Source organism: Mycobacterium sp. 663a-19 (assembly GCF_035616495.1).
Taxonomy (GTDB): Bacteria; Actinomycetota; Actinomycetes; order Mycobacteriales; family Mycobacteriaceae; genus Mycobacterium.
Map to the genome: position 1 here is coordinate 241,935 of NZ_JAPJAV010000007.1, position 24,574 is coordinate 266,508.

The following is a 24,574-nucleotide window of genomic DNA, read 5'->3' on the forward strand; positions in this document are numbered from 1 at the left end:
AAGGTCGGCGTATGAGCCTCGATGACGAGCCGGTCACCACGCTGGACGACCTCCGGGGCGACTTGGCGGGCCGGCACAAATGGACACCGAGCAGCGGCGCCTCCGTCGACCCCGCGATCGTCGACGCCGACATGGCCGCCCTCGACCGCGACGGCTACGTCATCTGGGAGAACCTGCTCGGCCCGGACGATTGCCGGCAGATCCGCGACACCGTCGGCCCCTGGCTCGGGCCCACCGGACGCAACGCATTCGAAGGACGTCGCACCCAGCGCATCTACAGCGTGCTGAGCCGGACGCGCGTGTGCGACCGGCTCGTCGATCATCCGCGGGTGCTGGCGGTGCTCGATCGGCTGCTGATGCCCAACTACCTGCTTTCGGCGTTGCAGGCCATCAACATTCAGCCCGGCGAGTCCGCGCAGCTGCCCCACCACGACGACGGGTTCTACCCGATCCCGCGGCCGCGGGCACCCCTGGCCGCGGCGACGATCTGGGCGATCGACGACTTCACCGCCGACAACGGCGCCACGGTGCTCTTCCCCGGCAGTCATCGCTGGGGCCGGCGTCCGCCCGGGCCGGACGATCCCGCGCTGCCCGTGGTCATGCCCGCCGGCTCGTGCGTGTTTTTCGTGGGAACCCTCTGGCACGGCGGCGGCGCCAACACGAGCGCCCGCGCGCGGCTGGCCGTCACGGCCCAATACTGCCAGCCGTGGCTGCGGCCGATGGAGGCGTTCACGCTGTCGATACCGCGCGACGTCGCTCGGACCGTCTCCGACGACATTCGACGCATGATCGGCTACAGCATCCACCCGCCGTTCGTCGGCGCCGTCGACGGCTTGCACCCGCTGCGGTTGTTGGACGAACCTTGAGCGACGTGACGGCGCGGTTCGCGGAGATCGTCGGCGCCCACAACCTGCTGACCGGCGACGCGATCCCCGACGACTATTTCCACGACGAGGTGCTGACAACGGCGCCGCAGCGGCCCGCGTATGTTGCGAGGCCGGCCACCGCCGACGAGGTCGCGCGGCTGCTGAAAACCGCGACGGAGCAAGGGATTCCGGTGACGGCCCGCGGATCCGGGACCGGCCTGTCGGGCGCCGCGATACCGCGCGAGGGCGGGCTGGTCATCTCCTTCGAGCGGATGAACGCGGTGCTCGAGGTCGACACGACGAACCAGGTCGCCGTCGTCCAACCGGGTGTGACGCTGACCGAACTGGACGCCGCGACCGGCGACGTCGGGCTGAGCTACATGGTTCATCCCGGCGAGCTGTCCTCCAGCGTCGGCGGCAACGTCGGCACCAACGCCGGGGGCATGCGCGCGGTCAAGTACGGCATCGCCCGCCACAACGTGCTCGGGTTGCAGGCCGTCCTGCCGACCGGCGAGATCATCCGGACCGGCGGCAAGATCGCCAAGGTGTCCACCGGCTACGACCTGACCCAGCTCATCGTCGGCTCCGAGGGCACCCTGGCCCTGGCCACCGAGGTGATCGTCAAGCTTCATCCGCGCCTTGCCCACAGCGCCACCGTGCTCGCGCCGTTCGCCGACTTCGACCAGGTCATGGCGGCGGTTCCTCGCATCCTGGCCAGCGGGCTGGCGCCCTACATCCTCGAGTACATCGACAACATGACGATGGCCGCGCTCGTCCACACGCAGAACCTCGAGCTGGGCATCCCCGATCAGATCCGCGACAGCTGCCAAGCGTATCTCGTTGTGGCGCTTGAGAATCAGATGGCGCACCGGCTCGACGAGGACGTCGAGCGGGCCGGCTCGCTCGTCGCCGAGCTGGGCGCCGTCGACGCCTATGTGCTGGAAGGGGTTTCGGCGCGCAAGCTGATCGAGGCGCGCGAGAAGGCGTTCTGGACGGCCAAGGCGATCGGCGCCGACGACATCATCGACACCGTCGTGCCGCGCTCGGCGATGCCGAAATTCCTATCGGCCGCGCGCGATCTGGCGGCGGCGGCCGGCGGGGCCGCGGCGGGCTGCGGGCACGCCGGCGACGGCAACGTGCACCTGGCGATCATCTGTAAGGACCCGTCGAAAAAGAAGACGCTGATGACCGACATCTTCGCGCTGGCAATGGAATTGGGCGGCGCGATCTCCGGCGAACACGGCCTCGGCCGCGCCAAGACCCCGTACTTCCTCGAACTCGAAGACCCCGTCAAGGTCGACCTCATGCGCCGCATCAAAAAGAGCTTCGACCCGGCGGGCATCCTCAATCCCGACGTCCTCTTCGGCGACGGCTAGCACCTGAAAGACGTGCATCAGCGGTGACCAGCACGGCACCCAGGGCCTCGGCCAGCGCCACAGCCAATATGCTGGCATCAACGACGATCACGTTCTCCCCGAACGTGATCGATAGCAGCCTCAAAAGATACACGGCCACCACGGCGCGCGGCGATGCGGTCCAGAACCTCATCCAGGGTGGGTTGATCCGCATCGGCGATCAGACGGCCTCGAAGGTATTCCTGTAGGGATTGGTGGGCGCGCGCCGCTCGCTCCCGCAGAACTCGGTGAGTGTCTTCGGGGACGTCGTTGATTCGTACACTGGGCATGGCGCCATTATGTCGCCAGCCGTTGGGCTCCTGCCAGGCTTTGAATCCCTTACGTCACAGGAAGTTAGGGATATGACGATATGCCCGCCTCAGCGCGACAACTCAACCCGCCGTCGCGAATTGATGCTCCTATAGATGCCAAGCGGTGTTTTGACGAGGGGCCCTCGCGATCGGCCTGCGCGTGCTGGTCAACATCATCGAGCAGTCGGCCGTTTTCTAGACCCGCGAACGCGCTCATATGTACGGCGACACGCCGTCCAAGCCGGCATTTTGAGGACGCTCGGCAAGTGAACAGTCGCTGAGAGGTGGACAAAGTGTGTGCCGCCTCTTCCAGAAACCAGTGTGGCTGATGTGACGCAAAACCCTGCCGCCGCCTCACATGCCGAAGTGCGCGCCACGCACGGCCGCGATGGCCTCAGGTGGTCCGCTCACGTCCACCCGCGCCGCGGCCTGGCGCCCGAAGAGATATAGCAGCAATTCGCCCGGCGCCCCGCTGAGCCGCGCGGTCGGTGAGCCCGTCCGAACCATCACCCGCTCCTCGGTTCCGGCCCACGACAGCTCCAGCCCGCAGCCGCGCAGTCGCCGGCTCAGATAGCGGCCGCCGCGGCATACGTTTCGCCACAAGGCGGCGTCCATCTCCGGCCCGAGAACACGCGGCCCTCGACTATTCGCCCTGCGGACGTCCTCGTGGTGAACGAAGAACTCGTTGAGGTTCGCCATCGCGCGCACCCACCCGAGGCGGAAGAACCCGGGCGGCGGCCCGGACCGAATCCGCGCCACCAGCCACGTGAAGTCCCGGCGCCCGGCCAGCGCGGCTCGACGTCGCTCTGCGAACCGTCCGAAAGCACCAGGTAGAACAAGGCAGGGGCCGGCAACCAGGTCGTGCTCCCGCAACACCACGTGCGCGGCGAGATCGTGCGCGGTCCAGCCGTCGAGCAGCGTCGGAGCCGTGGGACCCACCACGTCGAAGAAGTCGCACAACTCGAGGCGCTCTTGTGCATCCGGCGGAACCGATGTCACGAAGCCGGAGTCTACGGCGACCTCGTAAGGTGACCGCATGCAGAGAGCTCAGATCAGCCACATCGTTCGGCAACTCGGATCGCTGGTGGTCACGGCGGTGACGGCAGCGTCGACCCTCAACGCATATCGCCCCCTGGCGCGCAAGGGGTACATGTCGCTGTACTCGTGGCTGTTCGGTTTTATCGTGACGGAGTTGCCGCTGCAGACGCTGGTCAGCCAGCTCGGCGGACTGGCGTTGACGCAGCGCCGCCTGACCGGGCCGGTGCGGGCGATCGCGTGGCTGGTCGCCGCCGTCTCGGCGGCGGGCTTGCTGAACTTCAGTCGCGCGGGCCACAAGGCCAATGTCCCGCTGTCCAAGGCGCTGGACGAGGGCCTGGGCCCGGGACGCCGCACCGAGTCGGCGGGCCTCTGGCGCCGGCCCGACGGCGCCGGCAACGCCAAAGCACCGGGAGTCGTGCGGATGTTCCGGATCTACCGCGACTACGCCCACGACGCCAACATCAGCTACGGCGAATTCGGCCGCGCCAATCTCCTCGACATCTGGCGGCGGCCCGACCTCGACCTGAACGGCAAGGCGCCGGTGCTCTTCCAGATCCCCGGCGGCGCCTGGACGACGGGAAACAAGCGCGGACAAGCACATCCGTTGATGAGCCACCTCGCCGAGCTCGGCTGGATCTGCGTGGCGATCAACTACCGGCACAGCCCGCGCAACACCTGGCCCAGCCACATCGTCGACGTCAAACGCGCCCTCGTGTGGGTCAAAGAGCACATCGCCGAATACGGCGGCGACCCCGACTTCATAGCCATCACCGGCGGTTCGGCGGGCGGTCATCTGTCGTCGCTGGCCGCGCTGACGCCGAACGACCCGCAGTTTCAGCCGGGTTTCGAGAATGCCGACACCCGGGTTCAGGCGGCCGTACCCTTTTACGGCATTTACGATTTCACCCGCCTCGACGACTCGATGCACGCGATGATGCCGGCACTGCTCATCAAGTCGATCATCAAACAACAGCCCTCGACGCACCCGCAGACGTTCGCCGACGCATCGCCGATCCACCGCGTGAACCCCGACGCTCCCCCGTTTTTCGTGCTGCACGGCAAAAACGACTCGCTGGCCTTCGTCGAGCAGGCGCGCGACTTCACCGCCAAGCTGCGCGAAGTCAGCAACCAGCCCGTCGTGTACGCCGAATTGCCGTTCACCCAACACGCTTTCGACATCTTCGGCTCGGCCCGCGCGGCCCACGCCGCGGTCGCCGTCGAGCAATTCCTGGCCGAGGTCTATGCGACGCAACGCCAGGCCAACGTCGCCTAGCCTCGATCTTTCGTGTAACGGTTGGTCGAGCTGAAATTGCGGGCTCGTGAGGTGGCCGAGGAGCCCGCCCGGACCATCACCCACTCAAACCCACAGCCGCGCAGCCGACGACTCAGATAGCGACCGCCGCGGCATACGTTTCGCCATAGCGCAGCATCGAGAGCCGGCGCTAATACACGCGGCCCTCGGTCGTTCCGCGGTTTCGCCGAACGCCGGGCGGTCAAACCAGGTTGTGGCGGCCTCCAACCGTCAAGAAGCCACGGCTTTTACACAAAGGAGACATCGATGTCTTTCGTGACGACACAGCCCGAAGCGTTGCTCTACGCGGCGGGCAAGCTGCAAACGCTCGGCTCGGCGCTGGCGGCCGAAAGCGCGGCCAGCGCAGCCCCCACCACGGGCGTTGCTCCCGCCGCCGCCGACGAGGTATCGGCGCTGCAGGCTGCGATCTTCTCGGCGTACGGCAGCCTCTACCAATCGATCAGCGCGCAGGCTACGGCGAATCACGAGCAGTTCGTTCACACCCTGGGGACCAGCGCGAATTCGTACACGGCCACCGAGTCCACCAACTCCGCCGCGACCGCGGCGCAGGGACCGATCTCCGCTCTGGGTCCCGCCCCCAACGTCGCCCCCGCCGCCGCTCCCGCCGCCGCCGACCCGCCGGCCACCCCCTTGGCCGACATCATCGACATCGGGGCGGGTAACTGGTCCTCGGCATCGTCGAATCTGCTCAACATGGCCGCCGGGGGCCTGCTCGTCCAGCCGGGGGCCGGCCTCGTCTCCGAAGGAGGGCTGGTGCCCGACGCGGCCGTGGGAATCCCGACGGGCGCCGTCGCTCCGGCCGGCCTTGGGGGTTCGGGCGGCGTCCCGATGGTCGCGGGCCTGGGCCAGGCGGCTTCGGTCGGCCAGCTGTCGGTGCCGCCGAGCTGGGCCGCGGGCGCCGCCCCGGCGGCGGCCAGCCCCGCCGCCGTGACGACCGCGGGCTGGACCGCCCCGGCGGCGCAAACCGCGTCGCCGGCAACCGTGCCGGCCGCGATGCCGTCGATGGCCACGGCCGGAAAGGCCGGCGGCTACGGCGCACCGCGATACGGCGTCAAGCCCACCGTGATGGGACGACCGACGGTCGGCTAACGGATTTCTTCAAAGGAGAGGCAGAGAAATGGATTTCGGAGCATTTCCCCCAGAGATCAACTCCGCGCGCATGTACGCCGGTGCGGGTGCGGGGCCGATGATGGCCGCCGCGACGGCGTGGAGCAATCTGGCCGCCGAGTTGAATGCGACGGCCGCCGGCTACGAGTCGGTGATCTCGGAGCTGACCGGCGGGCAGTGGATCGGCCCGGCGTCGGCGACGATGGCCGCCGCGGTCCAGCCGTACATCGAGTGGCTGAACGTCACCGCCGCGCAGGCCCAGCATGCGGCCGCGCAGGCCACGGCCTCCGCGGCCGCCTTCGAGGCGGCCTTTGCCGCGACGGTGCCCCCGCCGGCGATCGCCGCCAACCGGGCTCAGCTGGCGGCCCTGGTCGCGACCAACTTCCTGGGCGTGAACACGCCGGCGATCATGGCCACCGAGGCCCACTACGGCGAGATGTGGGCCCAGGACGCCGCCGCCATGTACGCCTACGCAGCCTCCTCGGCGGCGGCCGGGAGATTGATCCCGATGACCCCGCCGGCACCGACCGCCAACCCGGCCGGGGAGGCGGGCCAGGCCGCGGCGGTCGCCCGCGCCGGCGCCGCCACCGCCACCCAGGCGGGGCTGACGCAGACGATCTCCAACTTGCCCAATACCGTTGCCGGGCTTGCCGCCCCGCTCGCGGCCGACCCGCCCAGCATCCTGAGCAACTCGCTGGTGTCGAACACGATCAACGGCGCGGTGAACACCACCGCGTGGTGGGTCATGAACACCATCCCGACTTCGGTGTTGCTCAACCACACCCTCACGCCTGCGGCGGCCGCCGCGGGAGCCGGGCCCGGCGCGGTCCCGATCGGCGCCCCGGCGCTGGTCGGCGCGGCCCCGGCCTCAACCGGTTTCGGCGGGGCGCCGGTGCTGGCCGGCGTGGGCCGGGCGTCGACGGTCGGCGGCCTGTCGGTGCCGGGCAGTTGGTCCGCGGCCGCCCCGGCGATGCACTCGGGCGCCTCGGCGCTGGAGGGCTCCGGCTGGACCGTCGCACCGGAAGAATCGGCCCCGGTGTCGACGGTGGCGGCAGGGATGCCGGCGATGGCCACCGCCGGGAAGGGCGTCGGGTTCGCCGGGCCGCGCTACGGGTTCAAGCCCACTGTGATGCCGAAATCGGTTGTCGTATAAGGGGCTTCAACCTTCAACCGAATACCGGGAAGCGGCGCTTGGCGGCCAGCTCGTCGAGCCCCTTCTGCATCAGCCCGCGCACCAGCGCGTCGACGTGTTCGACGTCGGGCGTGCGGCCGAAGGCGGCGGTGTCGATCGGCTTGAGCACCTCGGTGACGATCTTGGTGGGCAGCGGCACGTTGACCGGCGCCAGGACGCTCAGCCCGAACGGCCACCCGAAAGTTATTGGCAGGATGTTGGTTCGGAAGTGCTTGCGTTCGAAGTTGGTGAGCCGCAGCAGTCGCGACAACCAAGTGCCGCGGCTCAGGTACAGCTGGCCTTCCTGCCCGCCGATGGAGACCGCGGGGACGATCGGCACCCCGGCCTCGATGGCCGTTGTGACGTAGCCGGTTCGGCCGCCGAAGTTGATGACGTTCTCCCGCATGCTCGGCCGGTACACGTCGAAATCGCCGCCCGGGAAGACCAATACGACGGCACCGGAGGCCAACGCCTTCGCCGCGTTCTCGCGCGTCGCGCGGATCACCCCGGTGCGGTTGAGGAATTCGCTGGCCGGTCCGCCGAATATCGTGTCGAACCCGAGCGCATAGAGCGGACGCTCGTAGCCGAACTTGTCGTAATAGCCGACGGCGAACACGGACAGGTCGAACGACGTGAGACCGCCGGAATGGTTGGACACCACCAGGGACGGGCCGGGCGGGATGAGGTCCAGGCCCCGGACCTCGGAACGGAAATAGAGCTTGACGATCGGGCGGGTCAGCGCGACGACGTGCTCCGTCAGGGCGCGATCCCATTTGTCGATGTCGGCTGAGCCGGAATGGTTGTCGCTCATTCACGGATTTTGAGCCGCCCCCGCGGCGGCCGATAGAGCCTTTGGTCGCCTAAACCTTGGGACGTACGCCAGCCGCGCGATACACGAAGGCGGGGTCGACCCGAAACCGCAGCGACGTCGTCGGCAGCCGTTGCAGCACCTCGTCGGGGATCTTCCTCTTGTAATTCAGCTTCATCTTGCCGCTGCACGCGCGGTCCACCCCGTGCAGCTCGATATCGATCACGAGGCCCTTGTTGGTGATGGTCGCGGTCGCCGGTCCCGAGTCGGTGTCCCAGGCGCAGTCGATTGACCGCAGGTTGGTGTCGCCGCGCGCGGGAAAGGTGGCGACGATCCGCGCGGCGCTGAAGGCGAACGCGCCCGTGTAGCGGGACACGCCCGCGGCCGAAAACACGCCCGGGACATGGCCGCTGAAGTGCCGGCTCACGCCGACCCGGGGGGCAAGGAAAACCAGACCCTCGGCCTCGAGCTGTTCGCGGAGTTCCGCCGGCACGTTGCTCAACTGGGGCCAGTTGCGAAGGAAGCCGATCACAGCCAGACCGTAGCGCGAGGAGCCGTCTACCGCACGGTCACCGTCGCGTTGTAGGTGCTCTTCGGTGTCGGGTCGCCGCCCACGAAGCTGGTGTAGTAGGTGGTGATCGTCGTGACGCCGGGCTTCAGCGCCGTGAACGTCCAGACCTCGGTCCCCGGCGCCCCCAGCGCGTCGGAGGTCGGTTGCACAAACTGGTGACTGGTTTGCTTGACGATGCTCGCGTCGCCGATCTTCGTCTCGGCCGTCCACCGGTACGGGGTGGTGTAGTTCGAGCCCAATTTCAGGGTCAACGTGTTGCCGACGGACAAGGTGACGTTCTGCGTGATGACGCCCTGCCTCAGCACCTCATCCATCGAGACCTGGAGGGTTTTGCTCGTCGGCGGGTTCCTGGACTGGAAGTTGCAGCCCACCAACGTCGATGTAACGAGCATCGCGACGGTCACCAAGAGCCTGATCTTCACGACGGTCATTTGCGTCCATTATGGGGTGTCGCCCGGGTCGCCACGCCGTGAGGACCAGCAGGGCAACCGGCAGCAGCACGGCCACCGCGAGGGTGATCGTCTGCCCGGCCACGGCCGCCGTCGTGAACCCCTCCAGGTGGGTGACGTGAAAGATCAGGTGCGGGACGGCGAACAACAGGTACGCGCCCAGCGCGATGCGCACCATGCGGCGCTCCATCGTCATTGCGGCGGCGACGAATACGAGCGCGAGCGAGAGATTCATCGCGCCGTAGTCGCGCATCAGGTGCTCCGAGAACGGCGGGACGAGGTCCACCCAGGGCACGTGGTCGTAGAACGCCCGCGGCGCCAGCGTCGCCACCAGCCCGACCGCCATTTCGACGGCTGTGAGAAACCACACTCCCGCGCGAAGCACGCTCACCGCCGGCGCTGGGGCAGGTACGCGCGGATGGCGTCTTTGTACGGCCGCTGGCCGGCGGCGACTTGTTCACCGAGGTACTGCTCGAAGGTGATCTTGCCGTCGGCGTGCTCCGGGGTGAGCAGCCCGCCGGCCCGTATCCCACCAAACACCTTGCCGGGCAACCGGATCGGGACGATCGGCCGGCGCTTACCGACGGTCGCCAGGTAGCTGCGGGCGAGGTCGTCGAGCGCGCGCACCTGCGGGCCGCCGAAATCCGGCGCCCGCCCCATCGGCTCGCCCAGCGCCAACTCGGCCAACCGGGCGCCCACGTCGCGCACGTCGACCGGCTGGAACCTCAGGCCCGACGCCAGCGCCATCACCGGCGGCTTCGCCAGCATGCGCAACACGAAGGCGATCAGGTCGTGAAACTGGGTGGCCCGCAGCACCGTCCAGGGCAGGCCCGAGTCGGCGATCGTGCTTTCGTTGGCGAGCATGGTGCGGTAGAGGGCGAACGGGACGCGGTCGATCCCGACGATGGACACGTAGACCAGATGCGGTGAGCCCGCCCGCTTCGCCGCGGCGACCAGGCGCTCGGTGGGATAGATGCAGTGCACGATCGTGTCGACGCCGCCCATCGCCGCCTCGAGCCCGTCACCGGATCGCACGTCGCCGACGACGTGCTCGACGTCGGCGCGCTGATGGACCCGTCGTCCCCGGCTCAGGACGCGGACCGGGATGCCCGCGGCCACCAGGTTGTCGACGACGACGCGGCCGACGGTGCCGGTGCCGCCGGTGACCAGTACTCGGTTCGCCATACCCTTATGAACCGGGCAGGTCGGCCGGATGTGACAGCTGCCCGGCGAGGAACCTCAACTTGTCGGGATTGGCCAGGATCCGCAGGGCCGCGATCCGCTCGTCGGTGATCTCGAAGCACAGGACGCCGGACAGCGTGTCGCCGTCGAAGGCCAGCATCGCGGGCTCGCCGTTGACCTCGGCGACCTCCAACCGCACCCGCGGCGCCGCCAGGTTCCTGCTGAACACCCGCGCCGCGTACGTCGCCATCCGGTCGCGGCCGAAGATCGGGCGCCGCGCGGCCGCCACCTTGCCGCCGCCGTCGGCCGTCGACGTCACGTCGGCGGTCAGGATGTCGACGAGTCCGGCCACGTCGCCGGCGCCGGCGGCGATGAAGAACCGGTCCACCAGCCGCCGCCACTGCGCCCGATCCGGTCGCTGCGCCGGCCGGCGGGGCTCACCCAGTCGTTGCCGCGCGCGCCGGTACAGCTGCCGGGCGTTGGCCTCCGACGTCTGCAGGATCTCGGCGACCTCGAAGTGGCTGTACGCGAACGCCTCTCGGAGCACGAACGCCGCCCGCTCGTTGGGTTTGAGCCGCTCCAACAGGGTCAGCAGCGCGATGGACACCGACTCGCGTTGCTCGGCGGTTTCCAGCGGGCCGAGCGTCCGGTCGTCGGTGCGGACCGGCTCCGGAAGCCACGGCCCGGGGTAGACCTCCCGTCGGGCGCGCGCCGACGTGAGCCGGTTGAGGCACAGGTTCGTGACGGCCTTGGTGAGCCAGGCCGGCAGCGATTCGATGAGCGCCTGGTCGGCGCCGTGCAGCCGCAGGTACGCGTCCTGCACCGCGTCTTCCGCCTCGCTCGCCGACCCCAGCAGTCGGTACGCCAACCAGAACAGGCGCGGCCGCTGCGCCTCGAAATCCTCGACGAGGTCGGTCACACTGCCAGCCTGCCCCGTCACGCGCAAACCGGCCAGGTCCGGCAGGATGGGGCTGGTGTTTGGCCTCGTCCTGATCGTCGCGCTGGTGTCCACCGTCATCGTCGGGACGGTCATCGGCCGGCGCTATCGGGTGGGTCCCCCGGTGTTGCTCATCCTGCTGGGCGCCCTGCTGGGTCTGATCCCGCAATTCGGTCACTTTCACATCAACGGCGAGATCGTGCTGTTGCTGTTCCTGCCCGCGATCCTCTATTGGGAGGGCCTGAACACCAGCTTTCGCGAGATGCGCACGAACGTGCGCATCATCGTCTTCCTCAGCGTCGTCCTGGTGATCGCCACCGCGGCGGCGGTGTCGTGGACGGCGCGGGCGCTGGGCATGGACTCCCACGCCGCCGGCGTCCTCGGCGCCGTGCTGTCCCCCACCGACGCGGCGGCGGTGGCCGGCCTCGCGCGAAAGCTGCCGCGCCGGTCGCTCACTGTGCTCAAGGCCGAGAGCCTGATCAACGACGGCACCGCGCTGGTCTTGTTCGTCCTGAGCGTGCACATCGCGATCGGCGGCTCGGCGATCAGCCCGCCGGAGGTGGCCGCCCGGTTCGTGGTGTCCTACCTCGGCGGTATCGCCGCCGGGCTGCTCGTCGGCGGATTGGCGACCGTCGCGCGCAAACGCATGGACGCCCCGCAAGAGGAAGGCGCCCTGAGCCTGCTGACACCGTTCGCGGCGTTCCTGCTGGCCCAGGCATTCGAGTGCAGCGGCGTGGTCGCGGTCCTGGTGTCGGCACTGGTGCTGGCCTACTCCGGGCCGGTGGTGATCCGGGCCCGTTCCCGGCTGCAGTCCTACGCGTTCTGGGACTCCGCGACCTTCCTGCTCAACGGCTCGCTGTGGGTGTTCGTCGGGGTCCAGATCCCGGGTGCGCTGCGCGGCATTTCCGGCGTCGAGGGCGGGCTTCGCCACGCGCTGTATCTGGCGCTTGCCATCACCGGTGTCGTCATCGTGTCCCGCATCATCTGGGGGGAGGCCACCACCGCGCTGATCCGCCTCCTGGACCGTCGCCAAGCGCAGCGCGAACGTCGCATCCCCTGGCGGCAGCGTTTCGTCACCGCGTGGGCGGGATTCCGCGGGGCAGTGTCGCTGGCCGCGGCGCTGGCCGTCCCGACGACCACGCTCAGCGGTGCGCCGTTCCCCGACCGCAGCCTGCTCATCTTCATCGTCGTTGTCGTCATCCTGGTGACGGTCCTGGTCCAGGGCAGCACGCTACCGGCCGTGGTGCGCTGGGCCAAGATGCCCGAAGACGTCGCCCACGGGGAGGAACTGCAACTGGCCCGCAGGCGCGGCGCTCAGGCGGCGCTCGACGCGCTGCCGACGGTGGCCGACGAGGTCGGCATCAGCGACGACCTTCGGCGACGGCTGCAAAAGGAATACGAGGAAAAGGCCGCGCTGGTGCTGGCCACCGAGGACGGCTCACCGAATCACCGCCTGCTCAAGGGCAAGGAGAAGGTACGACGGGTGCGCCTGGGTGTGCTCGAGCACAAGCGCCGGGAAATCACCGCGCTGCGAAACCAGAACCTGATCGACGACATCGTGCTGCGCGAGTTGCAGAACGAAATGGACCTGGAGGAAGTGCAACTGCTCGGCGACGCCGACTCCGAATAGACGAGGTATAGCCGCTTGTGGGAATTCACGGACTGTTCAGGCGCGCGTCGATTCCACATCGTTGCCCGCACACGCGCGGCGGCTGTCCTCACGGTATGCGCGTGGCACAGGTCGCCAACTTCTACGGCCCCCGCTCCGGCGGCCTTCGCACCGCGGTGGATCGCCTGGGCGCGGAATACTGCGCCGCCGGGCACGAGGTGTTCCTGATCGTTCCCGGCGCGCGCGCCGAGTGCATCCGGCTGCCGACGGGCGTCGTACGAATCACGTTGCCCGCCAGGCTGATTCCGTTCACGGGCGGCTACCGGGCGGTGCGGCCGTGGCCGGTCAAGCGAGTGTTGGAGTCGCTGAAGCCCGACGCGTTGGAGGTCTCCGACCGGCTCACGCTGCGGTCACTGGGGCCGTGGGGCCGCGAACACGGCGCCAACACGGTGATGATCTCCCATGAGCGCCTCGATCGCCTTGTGGGGCAGATACTTCCGCATCGGCCCGCGGAGAGGTTCGCCGACTTCGCCAACCGGCGCACCGCCGCCAATTACGACACCGTGGTGTGCACCACGGGTTTCGCCCGCGAGGAATTCGACCGGATCGGCGCCACGAACACCGTCACCGTGCCGCTGGGCGTGGACCTGCACACCTTCCACCCGCGCCGGCACTCACACCTGGTGCGGCGGCGATGGGCCGCGCCTGAACAGATCCTGCTGGTGCACTGCGGCCGGCTGTCGGTGGAAAAGCGGGTCGACCGCAGCATCGACGCACTGGGCGCCCTGTGCCACGCCGGCGTCGATGCCCGGTTGGTCGTCGCCGGCGAGGGCCCGTTGCGGGCCCGGCTGCAACGGCAGGCCGCCCGGCTGCCCATCGACTTCACCGGCTTCATCGACGACCGCCACGCCGTCGCGGGCCTGCTCGCCACGGCCGACGTGACGCTGGCGCCCGGCCCGCACGAGACCTTCGGCCTCGCCGCGCTGGAGTCGCTGGCATGCGGAACGCCCGCAGTGGTGTCGCGCACGTCGGCGCTGACCGAGATCGTCACCCCCGACAGCGGCGCCCTGGCCGACAACGACCCCTTCGCCATCGCGCGGGCCGTCGGCGCGATCGTCAACCGCCCCGAGCCATACCGGCGCAGCTCCGCTCGGCGCCGCGCGGAGGACTTCACCTGGCAGCGGGCCGCGGCGGGAATGCTGGCGTCGCTGGGAACCTAACCGCCCGTCGACCGTTCGGGCTTCCAGCCGACGTAGGTCATGTACAGGCCGGCCGCGGCCAGGCAGCCGAACAGCACCCAGATCGCCACGGTCGCGCCCGAGCTGTAGATGGCGTTGCCGGCGGCGTCGTAGGCCCGGGGAACGGTCAGCAACAACACGCCGCGGATGGCCAGAAACCAGCCGACCACCGACACGATGACCGCCGCCAGGCTGCGCCAATACTGGTGAAACGCGATGATCACCAAGCCGAACATCAGCAGGATGGCGCCATACAGCCACGGCCACATGGGATTTGCCTTGAACTCGTTGAACAGGGTCTGCATGTAGGAGCCGCGCACGGCGACCGTGGTGGGGACGATCGTGAAGAACGGCCCCAATACGCGGGCGAACATGCGGGTCCGGATCTGCGACTGCTGTGATGCGCTCATTTCTCGTACCTCCGTTGTCTGGCGGTCGGATCCGTCGTTAGAAATCGGCGACGGCCCACGAACCGGGTGGGTAGGGCGGCACCTGGCCGGCAAAGACGCCATCGGTGAGTGTGCACAGCGTGTCCGAGATCGTTCCCGCGTTCGCCAACACCTGTGCGGCGCTGCCGGGCACGATCCGCGCGACGACCGCCTGCCACGAATAGCCGACGCCGCCGTGCTCGTACCAGACGAACCAGTCGGTGCCGCGATGGCCGGCGCGAATCAGGCGGCGGAACGGCAGCGTTGGATCGCTGACCGAGTCGGTCGCATTGAACGGCGCGCCGATGTCGGCGATGGGCGGCAGGATCTCCACGAGTTCGGGCGGAAGCTGGGATACGCTGTGCACTTCTTGAACGGGGGTTACCAAGGCGCACTGGGTGTTTGGCGCTGCCCCGGCCGGGGCCGCTGTCGATATAGCCAACGCGACGCCGACCGCGAGGCACCTGGTGAATGCCCGTACATAACCCACTCGCGTGACGCTACGCTTTTTCCGGGAGAAGGAGGTTGGAACGGTGGAAGCGCGCAACCGGGTGCTGATCACCGCGGCGGAGTTGGCCGACCTGATCCGGGCGGGCGACCCGCTGACCGTGCTGGACGTGCGTTGGCGGCTCGACGAGCCCGACGGGCGACGGGCCTACCTGGAGGGCCACATCCCGGGCGCGGTGTACGTCTCGCTCGAGGACGAACTCAGCGATCACACGATCGCGGGCCGCGGCCGCCACCCGCTACCGTCGGGGCGCGATCTGCAGACCGCCGCGCGCCGCTGGGGAATCCGGCGAGACTCGTCGGTCGTGGTCTACGACGACTGGAATCGCGCCGGCTCCGCGCGCGCGTGGTGGGTGTTGACGGCGGCGGGGCTGCCGAATGTGCGGATCCTGGACGGCGGCCTGTCCGCGTGGCGCTCCGCCGGACACGCTCTCGAGGCCGGTCCGGTCGAGCCGCACCCGGGGAATGTGGCTGTGCCGCAACGTGATTTGTACGCCGGAGCCCGACCCACGCTGACCGCCCACCAGGCCGCGGCCGGCGGTGTGACGTTGCTCGACGCCCGCGCGCCGGAACGCTTTCGCGGCGACGTCGAACCCCTCGACCCCGTCGCCGGGCACATCCCCGGCGCCAAGAACCTGCCGAGCACGGCGCTGCTGGCCACCGACGGCACGTTCGTCGGCGACCAGGCACTGGCCCGGCTGCTGTCCGACCGCGGCATCGACCGTGACGGCCCGGTGGGCGCCTACTGCGGCTCGGGGGTCACCGCCACCGTCACGATCGCGGCGCTCGCGGCGACGGGCCGCGAGGCGGCCCTGTTTCCCGGGTCGTGGTCCGAGTGGTGCTCGGATCCGAGCCACCCCGTGAGCCGCGGTCTCGTTTAATCAGCTTGCAAGCGCCCAAGATCGGCGCCCACTCCACCGATGTAGGCCTTGGCCATGTCACGGGCGGACACATCACCGCCGGCCGGGAGCGAGGTCAGCCATGCGACTGCGTCATCGCATTCGTCGTCGTCATACACGCGCACCGTCCCGATAGCTTGCAAGGCCTGAACAAATTTGCCTACTGCAACTATTGCATAGTGCTATAGTAATTACGATCCCTGCTGCGGAAGAGGTACGCACATGAAGGTCGCCATTGTCGGCGCTGGCATCGCCGGCCCAACGCTCGCGTACTGGCTGTGGCGTTACGGCCATGAGCCGACGCTGATCGAAAAGGCGCCACGGCTCCGCACCGGCGGTTATGTCGTCGACTTCTGGGGTGGCGGATATACCGTCGCCGAACGCATGGGACTCGCCGCCGAATTGCACGACGCGGGGTACGTGGTTCATGACGTGCGACTCGTGGACCGGCACTCGCGGAAGGTGGGCGGCTTTTCGGCAGATCTGTTCCGACGGAACGTTGGTGGCCGGTTCGTCACCGTGCCGCGCGGTGATCTCGCGGCCATGATCTACCGGGCGATCGGCGACGACGTCGAGACCCTGTTCGGCGAAAGCGTTTCGGCCATCACACAAGGTGACTCGGGTGTCGAGGTCGCACTCGAGCACGGCCGGCCACGACTGTTCGACTTGGTCATCGGCGCCGGCGGCATCCATTCGCCCGTGCGCGGTTTGGTGTTCGGCCCGGAGTCTAGATTCGAGACCGACCTCGGCTACCGAGTGGCCGCTTTCGAAGCCGATGGCTATCAGCCGCGCGACGAACTCGTCTATCTCGCGTACAGCTTGCCCGGGCGAATGATCGCGCGATTCGCGATGCGTTACGAAAAGACCTTGTTTCTCTTCGTTTTTGCCACCGACCACATGAGCGGCCCCGACCCGCGGGACTCATCGGAGATCAAGACCACACTGCGTCAAGTGTTCGGCCACGCCGGCTGGGAATGCCCTGAGATCCTACGCAATCTCGACGCGTCCTCCGAGGTGTACTTCGACCGCGCGAGCCAAATCGTCATGGATCACTGGTCGAACGGTCGAGTAGCGCTCATCGGTGATGCCGCGGCCGCCGTGTCCCTGCTGGCGGGCGAGGGAGCTGGTCTGGCGATGGTGCAGGCCTACGTGCTGGCCGGCGAGCTCAGCCGCACGGGTGTCGATCACCGCGAAGCGTTTCGTCGCTATGAGCGCCGGCTGCGGCCGATCGTTGAGGCCAGGCAGCGGTCGGCGCGCGGATTCGCCTCAATGTTCGCCCCGAAGACGTCGCTCGGGGTGTGGACGCGCAATCAGGCGTCCAAACTGTTGAACATCCCGCTGGTGGCCGACTGGGCCGTCGGGCGTGAATTCCGCGACGACATCGCGTTACCCGAATATGCCGCGTAGCGCCAGCCGCCCGGAAATACCCGGTGCGGCATGCGATTCAGATGCGCCAATTCTTTAGGAACGCCTCGGTCACCCGGGCGGCGTTGCCCGCCGCGATCGTCTTGTAGTGGAAGAACTGGAATGGAAAGCCCGGCAGGTGAAGTGGGTCGCCGGGCCCGTCCGAAATCCCGCGGATGCCCAGGAACGGGACGCCGTGTGCGTCGGCGACGGCCTGGGCGGCCGCGGTCTCCATGTCGGTCGCGTCGAAGGCCGGGTCGGCCGTCGATCTGATCCTCAGGTTGCTCAGCAGCGCCTTCCTCAGCCAGGGCCCCGCCGCCTGGAAGAAGTTGCCGGTGTGCAGACGCGACCGGTCGGGCGCGTTGCCGGGTTGGCAGCCGAACACGCTGCCGCCGTTGGGGATACACGGGAACGCCACGCCGTTGTTGTTGTCGAAGCTGCACCCGTCGCCGCCGACGACCACCTGCGGTTGGCGCTGCAGGTTGACGTGCGTCAATCCGACGGACAGCTTCTCGGCCGTCGCCAGCATGCCGGGGTCGACCGGTTGAAACGTCGCGCCGCCGTCCAGCGTCCACCGCGCCGGCACCGCGACGTCCGCGATGCTGGTGCGCCCGGCGCCGCCGGCGACCCCCGAAAACAGCACTGCCGCAATGGTGTAACGATCGGTCAGGCGGGCGAGGGCGGCCTCGGTGGTGTCCGTGGCGTTCACCATGCCGATGCCGGTCATCGCCACGATCACCCTCTTGCCGCCGACCGACCCGAGATAGAAGTGCCGCCGGTCGGCGACCACCACCGGGTCGGGGTCCAACGTGGTGTGGGACAACACCGCGTCGGCCTCCGCGGGGAACGCGGCCAACACCAGCGTGCGCTGTTCGCGTGAATCCGGCGTCACGGTGGGCACTCCCTCGGGCTCGGCGGCGCTCACATTGTAATTTCCGCTCCTCCGCCGGTGGCCGAAGGCTAATCTCAGCGGCGTGCTCGAGGTGATCGAAAGGCGGCCGTCCCGCGAATCCGGCAAGGCGCCACTGCTCTTCGTCCATGGCGCCTGGCACGGCGCCTGGTGCTGGGACGAGCACTTCCTCGGCTTCTTCGCGGAAAAGGGCCATCGGTCGCTGGCCGTCAGCCTTCGCGGCCACGGCGAAAGCCCCGCCCCGCGGCGCATGCAGTTCTGTTCGATGGCGGATCTCGTCGACGACGCCGACTCGGTCGCCGGGAGCCTGCCCCGACGGCCGGTGATGATCGGCCATTCCATGGGTGGCTTCGTGGTGCAGAAGTACCTGGAATCGCACGACGCTCCGGCCGGCGTGCTGCTCGCCCCCGCGCCCGTGACCGGGGTCGCCGGATTCCTGCTGCGCAGGTTCAGGCGCCACCCGTGGCTGACCGCGTCGGAGCTGGCGAAAACCAAATCGCTCCGCAGCATCGGCGCAACACCCGAATTGGCCCGCGAGGCCTTCTTCTCGGACTCGACTCCGCATGCCGACCTGGTGCGCTACACCGCGCGGCTCGGGGAAGAGTATCTGGGCAAACACGTGCTGGACATGTTGGCGCTGGGCCTGCCGCGCCCCGATCGCATCACCGCCCCGCTGTTGGTGATCGGCGCCGAGAACGACGGCTGTTTCACGCAGCGGGAAATCCGCGCGACCGCGCGCGCGTATCGCGTGGAAGCGGAATTCTTTCCCAAGATGGGCCACGACATGATGCTCGAACCCGGCTGGGAGGCCGTGGCCGAGCGCATTCACGAATGGCTCGAAACACGTGACCTGGCACGGTAACGGGAGCAAGGCCGCCCGCTCGGTAAGCTCTGCCCAATGACGGGCCGGCTGGACGGGAAAGTCGCCATCATCACCGGGGCAAGCACCGGGCTGGGACCGGTGTTGGGGTCGTTGTTCGTCCGCGAGGGCGCGCGGGTCCTGCTCGCCGCGCGACGCGAAGAACTGGTGCGTCAGGCCGCGGACGCCGCGGGTGCCGGTGCCGTCGCGATGCGGGCCGACGTGACCGACGAGCGTGACGTCGCCGCCATGGTGGCGCGGGCGGTCGACGAGTTCGGTCAGGTCGACATCCTGTGCAACAACGCCGCCGCGCCCGGACAAGACCGCTGGATCTGGGAGCAGACGCTGGAAAACTGGAACGCCACGATCGCCATCGACAGCACCGCGGCGATGCTGTGCACCCGCGAGGTGCTCAACCAGTCGATGCTGCAGCGCCGTCGCGGCGTCATCCTGAACTTCTCCTCGACGGCAAGCTACACCGGCATGGTCCGCAAGACCCACTACGTCGCCGCGAAAGCGTCGCTTCGCGCGTTCACCAAAGCCGTTGCGCTGGAAGTGGGTCCATACGGAATCCGGTGCAACTGCATCGTGCCGGGCGCCATCGACACGGAGCTGTGGCGCAACTGGCTCAAGCGCACGGCCGACGAGCAAGACATCGACATCGCAACCCAGCGCGCCAGGTCGCTCAAAGGTGTGGCCTTACAAGACATTTCCACACCCGAGGACGTCGCCAACCTGGCGCTGTTCCTGGCCGGTGACGAAAGCCGGACCATCACGGGACAATCGATTCCCGTCGACGCCGGAGGATACATGCAGGGATGAGCACCGTGAGGCTGTCGGTGGCAACGCCGATCGTGACGATGCTGCCCGGGGCCAGCGGCGACTGGGAGAAGACCGGGTCGATCGAGGGCCTGGCCCAGATCGCCGAGGCCGCAGATCAACTCGGCTACCACCACCTGACCTGCAGCGAGCACATCGCGCTGCCCGCGGCCGAACGGGGTCGCCGCGGCACCCGCTACTGGGATCCGCTGGCCACCCTGGGCTACCTGGCCGCGCGCACCCGGCGAATCCGGTTGGCCACCCACGTGCTGGTGCTCGGCTATCACCATCCGCTCGAGATCGCCAAGCGCTACGGAACCCTGGACAAGGTCAGCAACGGCCGGCTCATCCTCGGGCTCGGCGTGGGCAGCCTCAAAGAGGAGTTCGACCTCATCGGGGCGCCCTTCGAGAGCCGCGGACCGCGCGGCGACGACGCGCTGCGGGCGCTGCGCGCCTCGCTGTCGGTCGACGAACCGGCCTACCACGGCGAGTTCTATTCGTTCGGCGGCATGGTCGTCGACCCCTGCGCCGTCCAGGAGCGCGTCCCCATCTGGATCGGTGGGCGCACGCTGCGCTCGCTGCGCCGGGCCGCGACTCTCGCCGACGGCTGGGCACCGTTCAACGTGAGCCCGCGGCAGGTCCGAGACTGGTTGGGCCGCTTCGAACTTCGGCCCGGGTTCGAGGTCGTGTTGCCGCCCGCGGCGCTCCTGGACCCTCTCAGAGAGCCGGACCGCACCCGAGACGTCCTCGCCGACGCCGCCGCGCACGGCGCCACCATCGTCAGCGCCATGTTCACCCACACATCGCCGCGGCACTACCTCGAGCAGCTGCACGCGCTCGCGGAGTTGCATCCCCCCGCAGGTGTGACGTGAACCGGGTCAGGGCAGGCATTTTCAGCCTCACCGGCGCGGCACCACCCGACGACGACGGCGGCTACCTGCGCTGGCACCTGCTCGATCACATGCCGGAGCAATACCAACTGCCGGGCATCGTGCACGGGCTGCGCTGGATCGCCGACGGCGACTACCCCGACCACCGCCTGGCGGCCGACGGGCCGCTCGGCGAGGTCGGCAACGCCGTGCACTATCTGGTCGGCGACCCCGTGGAGGAAACGTTCGACGACTTCGTCGCGCTCGGTCGCGCGCTGCGCGACAACGGCCGCTTCCCAGTCACCCGGCCGTCCCTGCAAGTGGCGGGGTTACGCCTGCTGCAATGGCGATCCGCGCCGCGCGCACTGGTTTCCGCTGAGGTCGTGCCGTTTCGGCCGCACCGCGGGATCCTGCTGATCGTCGAGGAACCCACCGACGGCCGCCCCGACGGGTGGTTGCAATGGTTGCACGCCGAACACTGTCCGGCGCTGCTCGGCGTGCCCGGCACGGCGGGCGCCTGGACGTTCGGTTCGACCGTCGCGTGGCGGATTCCGCGCGGCTGGCGGACGGACCACCAATACATCACCGTCGTGTACCTCGACGACGACCCGCTCGCCGTCACGGGCGCGCTGGCCCCGCTGGTCGAGGAGCGGTGGCGATCGACGGCCGTGCGGCCGGTATTCGCGGGGCCGCTGCGGACCATGGTCGCTTGGGAAGCGTGGTTGTGAGCGTGGCGGTCGCACGGCTAATCGCCGTCGGTCTCGTCGTCCTAGCCGCCGGCATGTCGGCGTGTTCCACGAAGACCGGCCGACCCGCTTCTCCAGCGACCTCGAGCCCGGCCGCCTCCGCCACTACCGTCATGCTGGACCAGCACACGCACACGATCTACGGCCAGGTCGAGTGCAACAGCTCGGCGGCGAAACCGAGTGCGACGCCTGCGGAGTCGGGAGACCTGACCACCCGCATCACCGCGTACGACGATTCGGCGTCGATATCGCTGGCCGTGTCGGATGAGGTCCCGCCGAGCGTCGACGGCTTCGCCATCTCGCTCAAGGTGGGAAACGGCCAATACCAGCTGCCCTATCAGGCGGTGCAGTCGCCGACCCAGGTCCAGGCGAGCAAGGAGGGCAAGAGCTACACGGTGACCGGCGCGGGCCAAGGGAGCGCGCCCGGCCAAAGCGGCACGCGTCAGGTGACATTCGGTATTCACGTGACGTGCCCGTGAGCACCGCATCCGCCGACATACCACAGATGGTATATTCAATTCCATGAGCGCCGACCGTATTCGGGCCCTTCGTGAACGGGCCGCCATGACCCAGGCGCAACTCGCCGACGCCACCGGCATCGCGCAACCGCACCTGTCCGCCTACGAAAGCGGAGCACGGAAGGTGACCCCGCGAGTCTTGGACATGATCGAGGAGGCGACACGAGTGCGCCCATCGGAACTGGTGCGTAGGCACCGCGACGAGATCCGGGCCCTTGTCCGCAGGTACGGTGCAGACAACCCGAGGGTGTTCGGCTCGGTCGCGCGTGGAACGGACACTCCCGATAGTGACATCGACCTGGTGGTGAGGTTTCGACCCGGTGCATCGCTGGGTGATGTTGCGCTCCTGCAGGATGATTTGCGCGAACTGCTCGGCGTGCCGGTCGAAGTCGTCAGCGAGGGCGCCCTGCAGGGGCGGTTCGGTCACCGAGTCGCGGCAGACGCGGTGCCCGTCTGATGCCGCCGCGCACCGGCCGCGATTACCTTGTGGACAAATATGGCGATCGTCTCGTTGACCGACTCGATGATCTACGCGAATCCTGCGGGGAGGCAGCTGAATTGGTGGCTGACGGCCGGGAGTGCTTGTTGACGAACTGGCGTCAGCAACGGGCTGCAGAGGCCGTTCTCGGCCGCATCGGCGAGACCGCGTCCCATCTGCCTTCCGAGTTTCGTGAAGAGTATCCCGCTCAGCCTTGGCAACAGATCATCGGCGTAAGGATCATCACCGATCACAAGTACCGGGCCCTCGACTACAACCAGGTCTGGATCTCTCTCACCCAGGCTGCGGAGTTAAAGCGCTATGTCGAGGAGATACTGGGCTGCCCTTGATGTCCTCGTCGCACAGCTGGTTCACACCGCGTGCGTCTCAGTAGGGTTCCCAAACTCTTGTGACGCCTGTTGTCCAACCGCGATCTCCTCTGGGATGCTGGCAGCTTGGACATCTTCGCGGAGTGGCAAAAGGGCGGCACCGAACTTCGTTGGCGGTCGACCACCGCCGCCAACGACGCGCGGGACGTCACGGTGTTCAGCCGCCGCTGCGGCACACCCGGGGCGCCGGCACTGGTGCTGGTGCACGGCTTTCCGACGTCCAGCATCGACTACTTCGCCCTATCCGGTGAACTGGGCTCCGAGTTCGACATGTACCTGCTGGACTTTCCCGGCTACGGGCTGTCCGACAAACCTCCTGAGCCGTACGTCTATTCGTTGTACGACGACGCGCGCCTGCTCGTCCACGCGATCACCCAGGTGTGGAACCTCAGCCAATACCGCATGCTCACCCACGATCGCGGAAGCAGCGTCGGCATGATCGCGCTGCAGATGCTGGCGGCCCACGATCCACCGGCCCTGCCCGTCGACCTGATCCTGACCAACGCAAACATCTACCTGCCGCTGTCGAACCTGACCGCGTTCCAGACCGCGCTGCTCGACCCCGCCACCGGGCGCGCCACCGCGGCGGCCACGACGCCGGAGCTACTCGCGGCCGGCCTGGGCGCCAGCACCTTCATGCCGCGGCGCACGCTGGAGGATCCGGAGATCGCCGCGTTGGCGAAATGCTTTGCCCACAATGACGGAATCCGGGTGCTGCCCGACACCATCCAGTATCTGAACGAGCGCGCGGCCGGTGAAACCGGTTGGCTCGAGACGCTTTCCAGCAGCGAGATCAACACCACGGTGGTGTGGGGCCTGCACGACAACATCGCGCCGCTGCGCGTGCCCAACCACGTGTGGCAGGCGTATCTGAAGGACAAGCCCGGCCGGAACCGCTACTGGGTGGTGCCGGGCGGCGACCACTACCTGCAGTGCGACGCCCCCGGACAGCTGGCCGAGATCGTCCGCCTCACCACCCAAGGCGAGGACATTGCGCTTCAGACACTCGGGAACCAGCCCGACTGCGCCGTCCTGGTGGACCAAAGCGGCTCGTAGCCGCGGCGAATCCGGCGCCTCATTTCCCGGCCCCTCAATCGTTCCGGTGCAGGAAGCCGTGCAGGATCGCCTGGACGAGCTCCTCGACGATCACCGCCCGCGACGGCTGCCTGGCCCCGAAGTAGGTCGCACGCAGCGCGGCCATGCCGGCAATCATCGCCACCGTCGAATGCGCCGGCAGGTCAGGATGATCCGAGCGCAACCCCCGCAAGTGCATGCCCTCCGCACTGATCTGGCCGAGCACCGTGAGGGCCCGCCGCACGTCATCGATACCGGCGTCGACCTTCTCCTCGTCGCTGAGGGACTCCGATGCCATCAGCGTCAGGAGCAGACCCTGGTGTTCCACGAACACGTCGTAGAGCTGCCCGACGAAATGGCTCGCCAGCTCCTCCTCCTTGGTCTCCTCGGGCACGACCGACTGCCACGCGCGGCCGAACTCGTCGACGAAGCTGGTGAAGGGTAAGACGAGGGCCTCCCGGAACAGCGCCGCCTTCGAGCCGAAGTGGCGGAACAGCAAGTGCTCGGTCACACCCGCGGCCTGGGCGATTTCCCGCGTGGTGGTGCCCCGATAGTCCCGACGCGCGAAGAGATCTCGGGCCGCATCGAGCAGCAGTTTGCGCGGCGCCCCGCGAGGCCGGCGGGTCGCCGTGGGCGGTCTTCGCGACATGACATTTAAGATAGCATGCACTATCTTGAGGG

29 protein-coding genes and 1 pseudogene are annotated in these 24,574 nt (G+C 68.3%); 18 read left to right on the forward strand and 12 right to left on the reverse strand.

The genetic code is table 11. The annotated features are described in order from the left end of the window. The first annotated feature begins 11 nt into the window (after positions 1–11). The 3 genes from OQ968_RS14850 to OQ968_RS14860 are packed head-to-tail and all read left to right on the forward strand — an operon-like array spanning position 12 to position 2,469. Entirely contained in the window at positions 12–866 is an 855-nt protein-coding gene (locus OQ968_RS14850; RefSeq protein ID WP_324679065.1) for a phytanoyl-CoA dioxygenase family protein, read from the forward strand. Beyond that, the gene (locus OQ968_RS14855; protein ID WP_324679067.1) at positions 863–2,242 is read left to right on the forward strand and encodes an FAD-binding oxidoreductase; all 1,380 of its coding nucleotides are present in this window, start codon (positions 863–865) and stop codon (positions 2,240–2,242) included. Before OQ968_RS14850 ends, OQ968_RS14855 begins: the two co-directional genes overlap by 4 nt. A 23-nt stretch (positions 2,243–2,265) precedes the next feature. After that, on the forward strand, positions 2,266–2,469 hold the full coding sequence (locus OQ968_RS14860) for a hypothetical protein (RefSeq protein WP_324679069.1): 204 nt from the start codon (positions 2,266–2,268) through the stop codon (positions 2,467–2,469). A 24-nt stretch (positions 2,470–2,493) separates the two neighbouring features. On the opposite strand, the pseudogene OQ968_RS24915 reads toward OQ968_RS14860, so the two are convergent. Next, positions 2,494–2,550: pseudogene (locus tag OQ968_RS24915) on the reverse strand (hypothetical protein); the annotation flags it as partial. Positions 2,551–2,925: 375 nt separating this feature from the next. Then, on the reverse strand, positions 2,926–3,570 hold the full coding sequence (locus OQ968_RS14865) for a TIGR03085 family metal-binding protein (protein WP_324679071.1): 645 nt from the start codon (positions 3,568–3,570) through the stop codon (positions 2,926–2,928). Positions 3,571–3,607: 37 nt separating this feature from the next. Between OQ968_RS14865 and OQ968_RS14870 the strand changes: the two genes are divergently transcribed. The 3 genes from OQ968_RS14870 (at position 3,608) to OQ968_RS14885 (ending at position 7,181) form a co-directional block, all read left to right on the forward strand. Continuing rightward, positions 3,608–4,882, forward strand: a complete 1,275-nt coding sequence (locus OQ968_RS14870; RefSeq protein WP_324679073.1) for an alpha/beta hydrolase — start codon at positions 3,608–3,610, stop codon at positions 4,880–4,882. Between the two features lie 285 nt (positions 4,883–5,167). Further along, positions 5,168–6,010 (forward strand): PPE family protein, SVP subgroup, encoded by an 843-nt coding sequence (locus OQ968_RS14880; RefSeq protein WP_324679075.1) that lies wholly within the window; start codon positions 5,168–5,170, stop codon positions 6,008–6,010. Between the two features lie 28 nt (positions 6,011–6,038). Next, positions 6,039–7,181: a PPE family protein gene (locus OQ968_RS14885; RefSeq protein ID WP_324679077.1), complete on the forward strand. Its 1,143-nt coding sequence runs from the start codon at positions 6,039–6,041 to the stop codon at positions 7,179–7,181. A 13-nt stretch (positions 7,182–7,194) separates the two neighbouring features. On the opposite strand, the gene OQ968_RS14890 is transcribed toward OQ968_RS14885, so the two are convergent. Genes OQ968_RS14890 through OQ968_RS14915 form a run of 6 tightly spaced genes read right to left on the reverse strand, consistent with a single transcriptional unit; the run spans position 7,195 to position 11,128 of the window. Beyond that, positions 7,195–8,010: a lysophospholipid acyltransferase family protein gene (locus tag OQ968_RS14890; RefSeq protein ID WP_324679079.1), complete on the reverse strand. Its 816-nt coding sequence runs from the start codon at positions 8,008–8,010 to the stop codon at positions 7,195–7,197. 49 nt (positions 8,011–8,059) lie between these two features. After that, positions 8,060–8,539: a hypothetical protein gene (locus tag OQ968_RS14895; RefSeq protein WP_324679081.1), complete on the reverse strand. Its 480-nt coding sequence runs from the start codon at positions 8,537–8,539 to the stop codon at positions 8,060–8,062. Between the two features lie 26 nt (positions 8,540–8,565). Beyond that, entirely contained in the window at positions 8,566–9,000 is a 435-nt protein-coding gene (locus tag OQ968_RS14900) for a protease inhibitor I42 family protein (RefSeq protein ID WP_324679244.1), read from the reverse strand. Next, the gene (locus OQ968_RS14905) at positions 8,885–9,373 is read right to left on the reverse strand and encodes a hypothetical protein (RefSeq protein WP_324679256.1); all 489 of its coding nucleotides are present in this window, start codon (positions 9,371–9,373) and stop codon (positions 8,885–8,887) included. The genes OQ968_RS14900 and OQ968_RS14905 overlap by 116 nt, the downstream gene beginning before the upstream one ends. Positions 9,374–9,414: 41 nt before the next feature. Then, on the reverse strand, positions 9,415–10,212 hold the full coding sequence (locus tag OQ968_RS14910) for an SDR family oxidoreductase (RefSeq protein ID WP_324679083.1): 798 nt from the start codon (positions 10,210–10,212) through the stop codon (positions 9,415–9,417). Between the two features lie 4 nt (positions 10,213–10,216). Then, complete coding sequence (locus tag OQ968_RS14915; RefSeq protein WP_324679085.1) at positions 10,217–11,128, reverse strand: RNA polymerase sigma-70 factor; 912 nt, start codon at positions 11,126–11,128, stop codon at positions 10,217–10,219. 55 nt (positions 11,129–11,183) lie between these two features. On the opposite strand from OQ968_RS14915, the gene OQ968_RS14920 reads away from it, so the two are divergent. Both OQ968_RS14920 and OQ968_RS14925 read left to right on the forward strand, forming a co-directional pair. Continuing rightward, a complete protein-coding gene (locus OQ968_RS14920; RefSeq protein ID WP_324679087.1) occupies positions 11,184–12,776 on the forward strand; it encodes a Na+/H+ antiporter in 1,593 nt (530 codons plus the stop codon). Positions 12,777–12,871: 95 nt separating this feature from the next. Continuing rightward, on the forward strand, positions 12,872–13,975 hold the full coding sequence (locus OQ968_RS14925; RefSeq protein WP_324679089.1) for a glycosyltransferase: 1,104 nt from the start codon (positions 12,872–12,874) through the stop codon (positions 13,973–13,975). On the opposite strand, the gene OQ968_RS14930 is transcribed toward OQ968_RS14925, so the two are convergent. Both OQ968_RS14930 and OQ968_RS14935 read right to left on the reverse strand, forming a co-directional pair. Next, positions 13,972–14,403, reverse strand: coding sequence for a hypothetical protein (locus OQ968_RS14930; RefSeq protein WP_324679091.1), 432 nt, complete (start codon positions 14,401–14,403; stop codon positions 13,972–13,974). The two genes, OQ968_RS14925 and OQ968_RS14930, sit on opposite strands and share 4 nt — an antisense overlap. Before the next feature lie 37 nt (positions 14,404–14,440). Further along, entirely contained in the window at positions 14,441–14,755 is a 315-nt protein-coding gene (locus tag OQ968_RS14935; RefSeq protein ID WP_324679093.1) for a hypothetical protein, read from the reverse strand. Between the two features lie 199 nt (positions 14,756–14,954). Here OQ968_RS14935 and OQ968_RS14940 point away from each other — a divergent pair, with 199 nt between their 5' ends. Together OQ968_RS14940 and OQ968_RS14945 are read left to right on the forward strand one after the other, a co-directional pair. Next, positions 14,955–15,809 carry a sulfurtransferase gene (locus OQ968_RS14940; protein ID WP_324679246.1) on the forward strand — a complete coding sequence of 285 codons (855 nt, stop codon included), beginning with the start codon at positions 14,955–14,957 and terminating at the stop codon, positions 15,807–15,809. 240 nt (positions 15,810–16,049) lie between these two features. After that, the gene (locus OQ968_RS14945; protein WP_324679095.1) at positions 16,050–17,234 is read left to right on the forward strand and encodes an FAD-binding domain; all 1,185 of its coding nucleotides are present in this window, start codon (positions 16,050–16,052) and stop codon (positions 17,232–17,234) included. Between the two features lie 37 nt (positions 17,235–17,271). Here the strand turns inward: OQ968_RS14945 and OQ968_RS14950 are convergent, their stop codons facing one another. Next, positions 17,272–18,156: a hypothetical protein gene (locus OQ968_RS14950; RefSeq protein WP_324679097.1), complete on the reverse strand. Its 885-nt coding sequence runs from the start codon at positions 18,154–18,156 to the stop codon at positions 17,272–17,274. A gap of 49 nt (positions 18,157–18,205) precedes the next feature. Between OQ968_RS14950 and OQ968_RS14955 the strand changes: the two genes are divergently transcribed. The 8 genes from OQ968_RS14955 to OQ968_RS14990 all read left to right on the forward strand — a co-directional run bounded on the left by OQ968_RS14955 (position 18,206) and on the right by OQ968_RS14990 (position 23,875). Continuing rightward, positions 18,206–19,003 (forward strand): alpha/beta hydrolase, encoded by a 798-nt coding sequence (locus OQ968_RS14955; protein ID WP_324679099.1) that lies wholly within the window; start codon positions 18,206–18,208, stop codon positions 19,001–19,003. Between the two features lie 36 nt (positions 19,004–19,039). Then, positions 19,040–19,822, forward strand: coding sequence for an SDR family oxidoreductase (locus OQ968_RS14960; protein ID WP_324679101.1), 783 nt, complete (start codon positions 19,040–19,042; stop codon positions 19,820–19,822). Beyond that, positions 19,819–20,691 (forward strand): TIGR03619 family F420-dependent LLM class oxidoreductase, encoded by an 873-nt coding sequence (locus OQ968_RS14965; protein ID WP_324679104.1) that lies wholly within the window; start codon positions 19,819–19,821, stop codon positions 20,689–20,691. The genes OQ968_RS14960 and OQ968_RS14965 overlap by 4 nt, the downstream gene beginning before the upstream one ends. Beyond that, complete coding sequence (locus OQ968_RS14970) at positions 20,688–21,416, forward strand: hypothetical protein (protein WP_324679106.1); 729 nt, start codon at positions 20,688–20,690, stop codon at positions 21,414–21,416. Before OQ968_RS14965 ends, OQ968_RS14970 begins: the two co-directional genes overlap by 4 nt. A 53-nt stretch (positions 21,417–21,469) precedes the next feature. Further along, positions 21,470–21,913, forward strand: coding sequence for a lipoprotein LpqH (locus OQ968_RS14975; protein WP_324679248.1), 444 nt, complete (start codon positions 21,470–21,472; stop codon positions 21,911–21,913). Positions 21,914–21,956: 43 nt separating this feature from the next. Then, complete coding sequence (locus OQ968_RS14980; protein WP_324679109.1) at positions 21,957–22,409, forward strand: helix-turn-helix domain-containing protein; 453 nt, start codon at positions 21,957–21,959, stop codon at positions 22,407–22,409. Continuing rightward, complete coding sequence (locus OQ968_RS14985) at positions 22,409–22,780, forward strand: DUF86 domain-containing protein (RefSeq protein ID WP_324679111.1); 372 nt, start codon at positions 22,409–22,411, stop codon at positions 22,778–22,780. Before OQ968_RS14980 ends, OQ968_RS14985 begins: the two co-directional genes overlap by 1 nt. Before the next feature lie 105 nt (positions 22,781–22,885). After that, complete coding sequence (locus tag OQ968_RS14990) at positions 22,886–23,875, forward strand: alpha/beta hydrolase (protein WP_324679113.1); 990 nt, start codon at positions 22,886–22,888, stop codon at positions 23,873–23,875. A gap of 34 nt (positions 23,876–23,909) precedes the next feature. Here the strand turns inward: OQ968_RS14990 and OQ968_RS14995 are convergent, their stop codons facing one another. Next, positions 23,910–24,542 carry a helix-turn-helix domain-containing protein gene (locus OQ968_RS14995; RefSeq protein ID WP_324679115.1) on the reverse strand — a complete coding sequence of 211 codons (633 nt, stop codon included), beginning with the start codon at positions 24,540–24,542 and terminating at the stop codon, positions 23,910–23,912. Between the last annotated feature and the right edge of the window lie 32 nt (positions 24,543–24,574).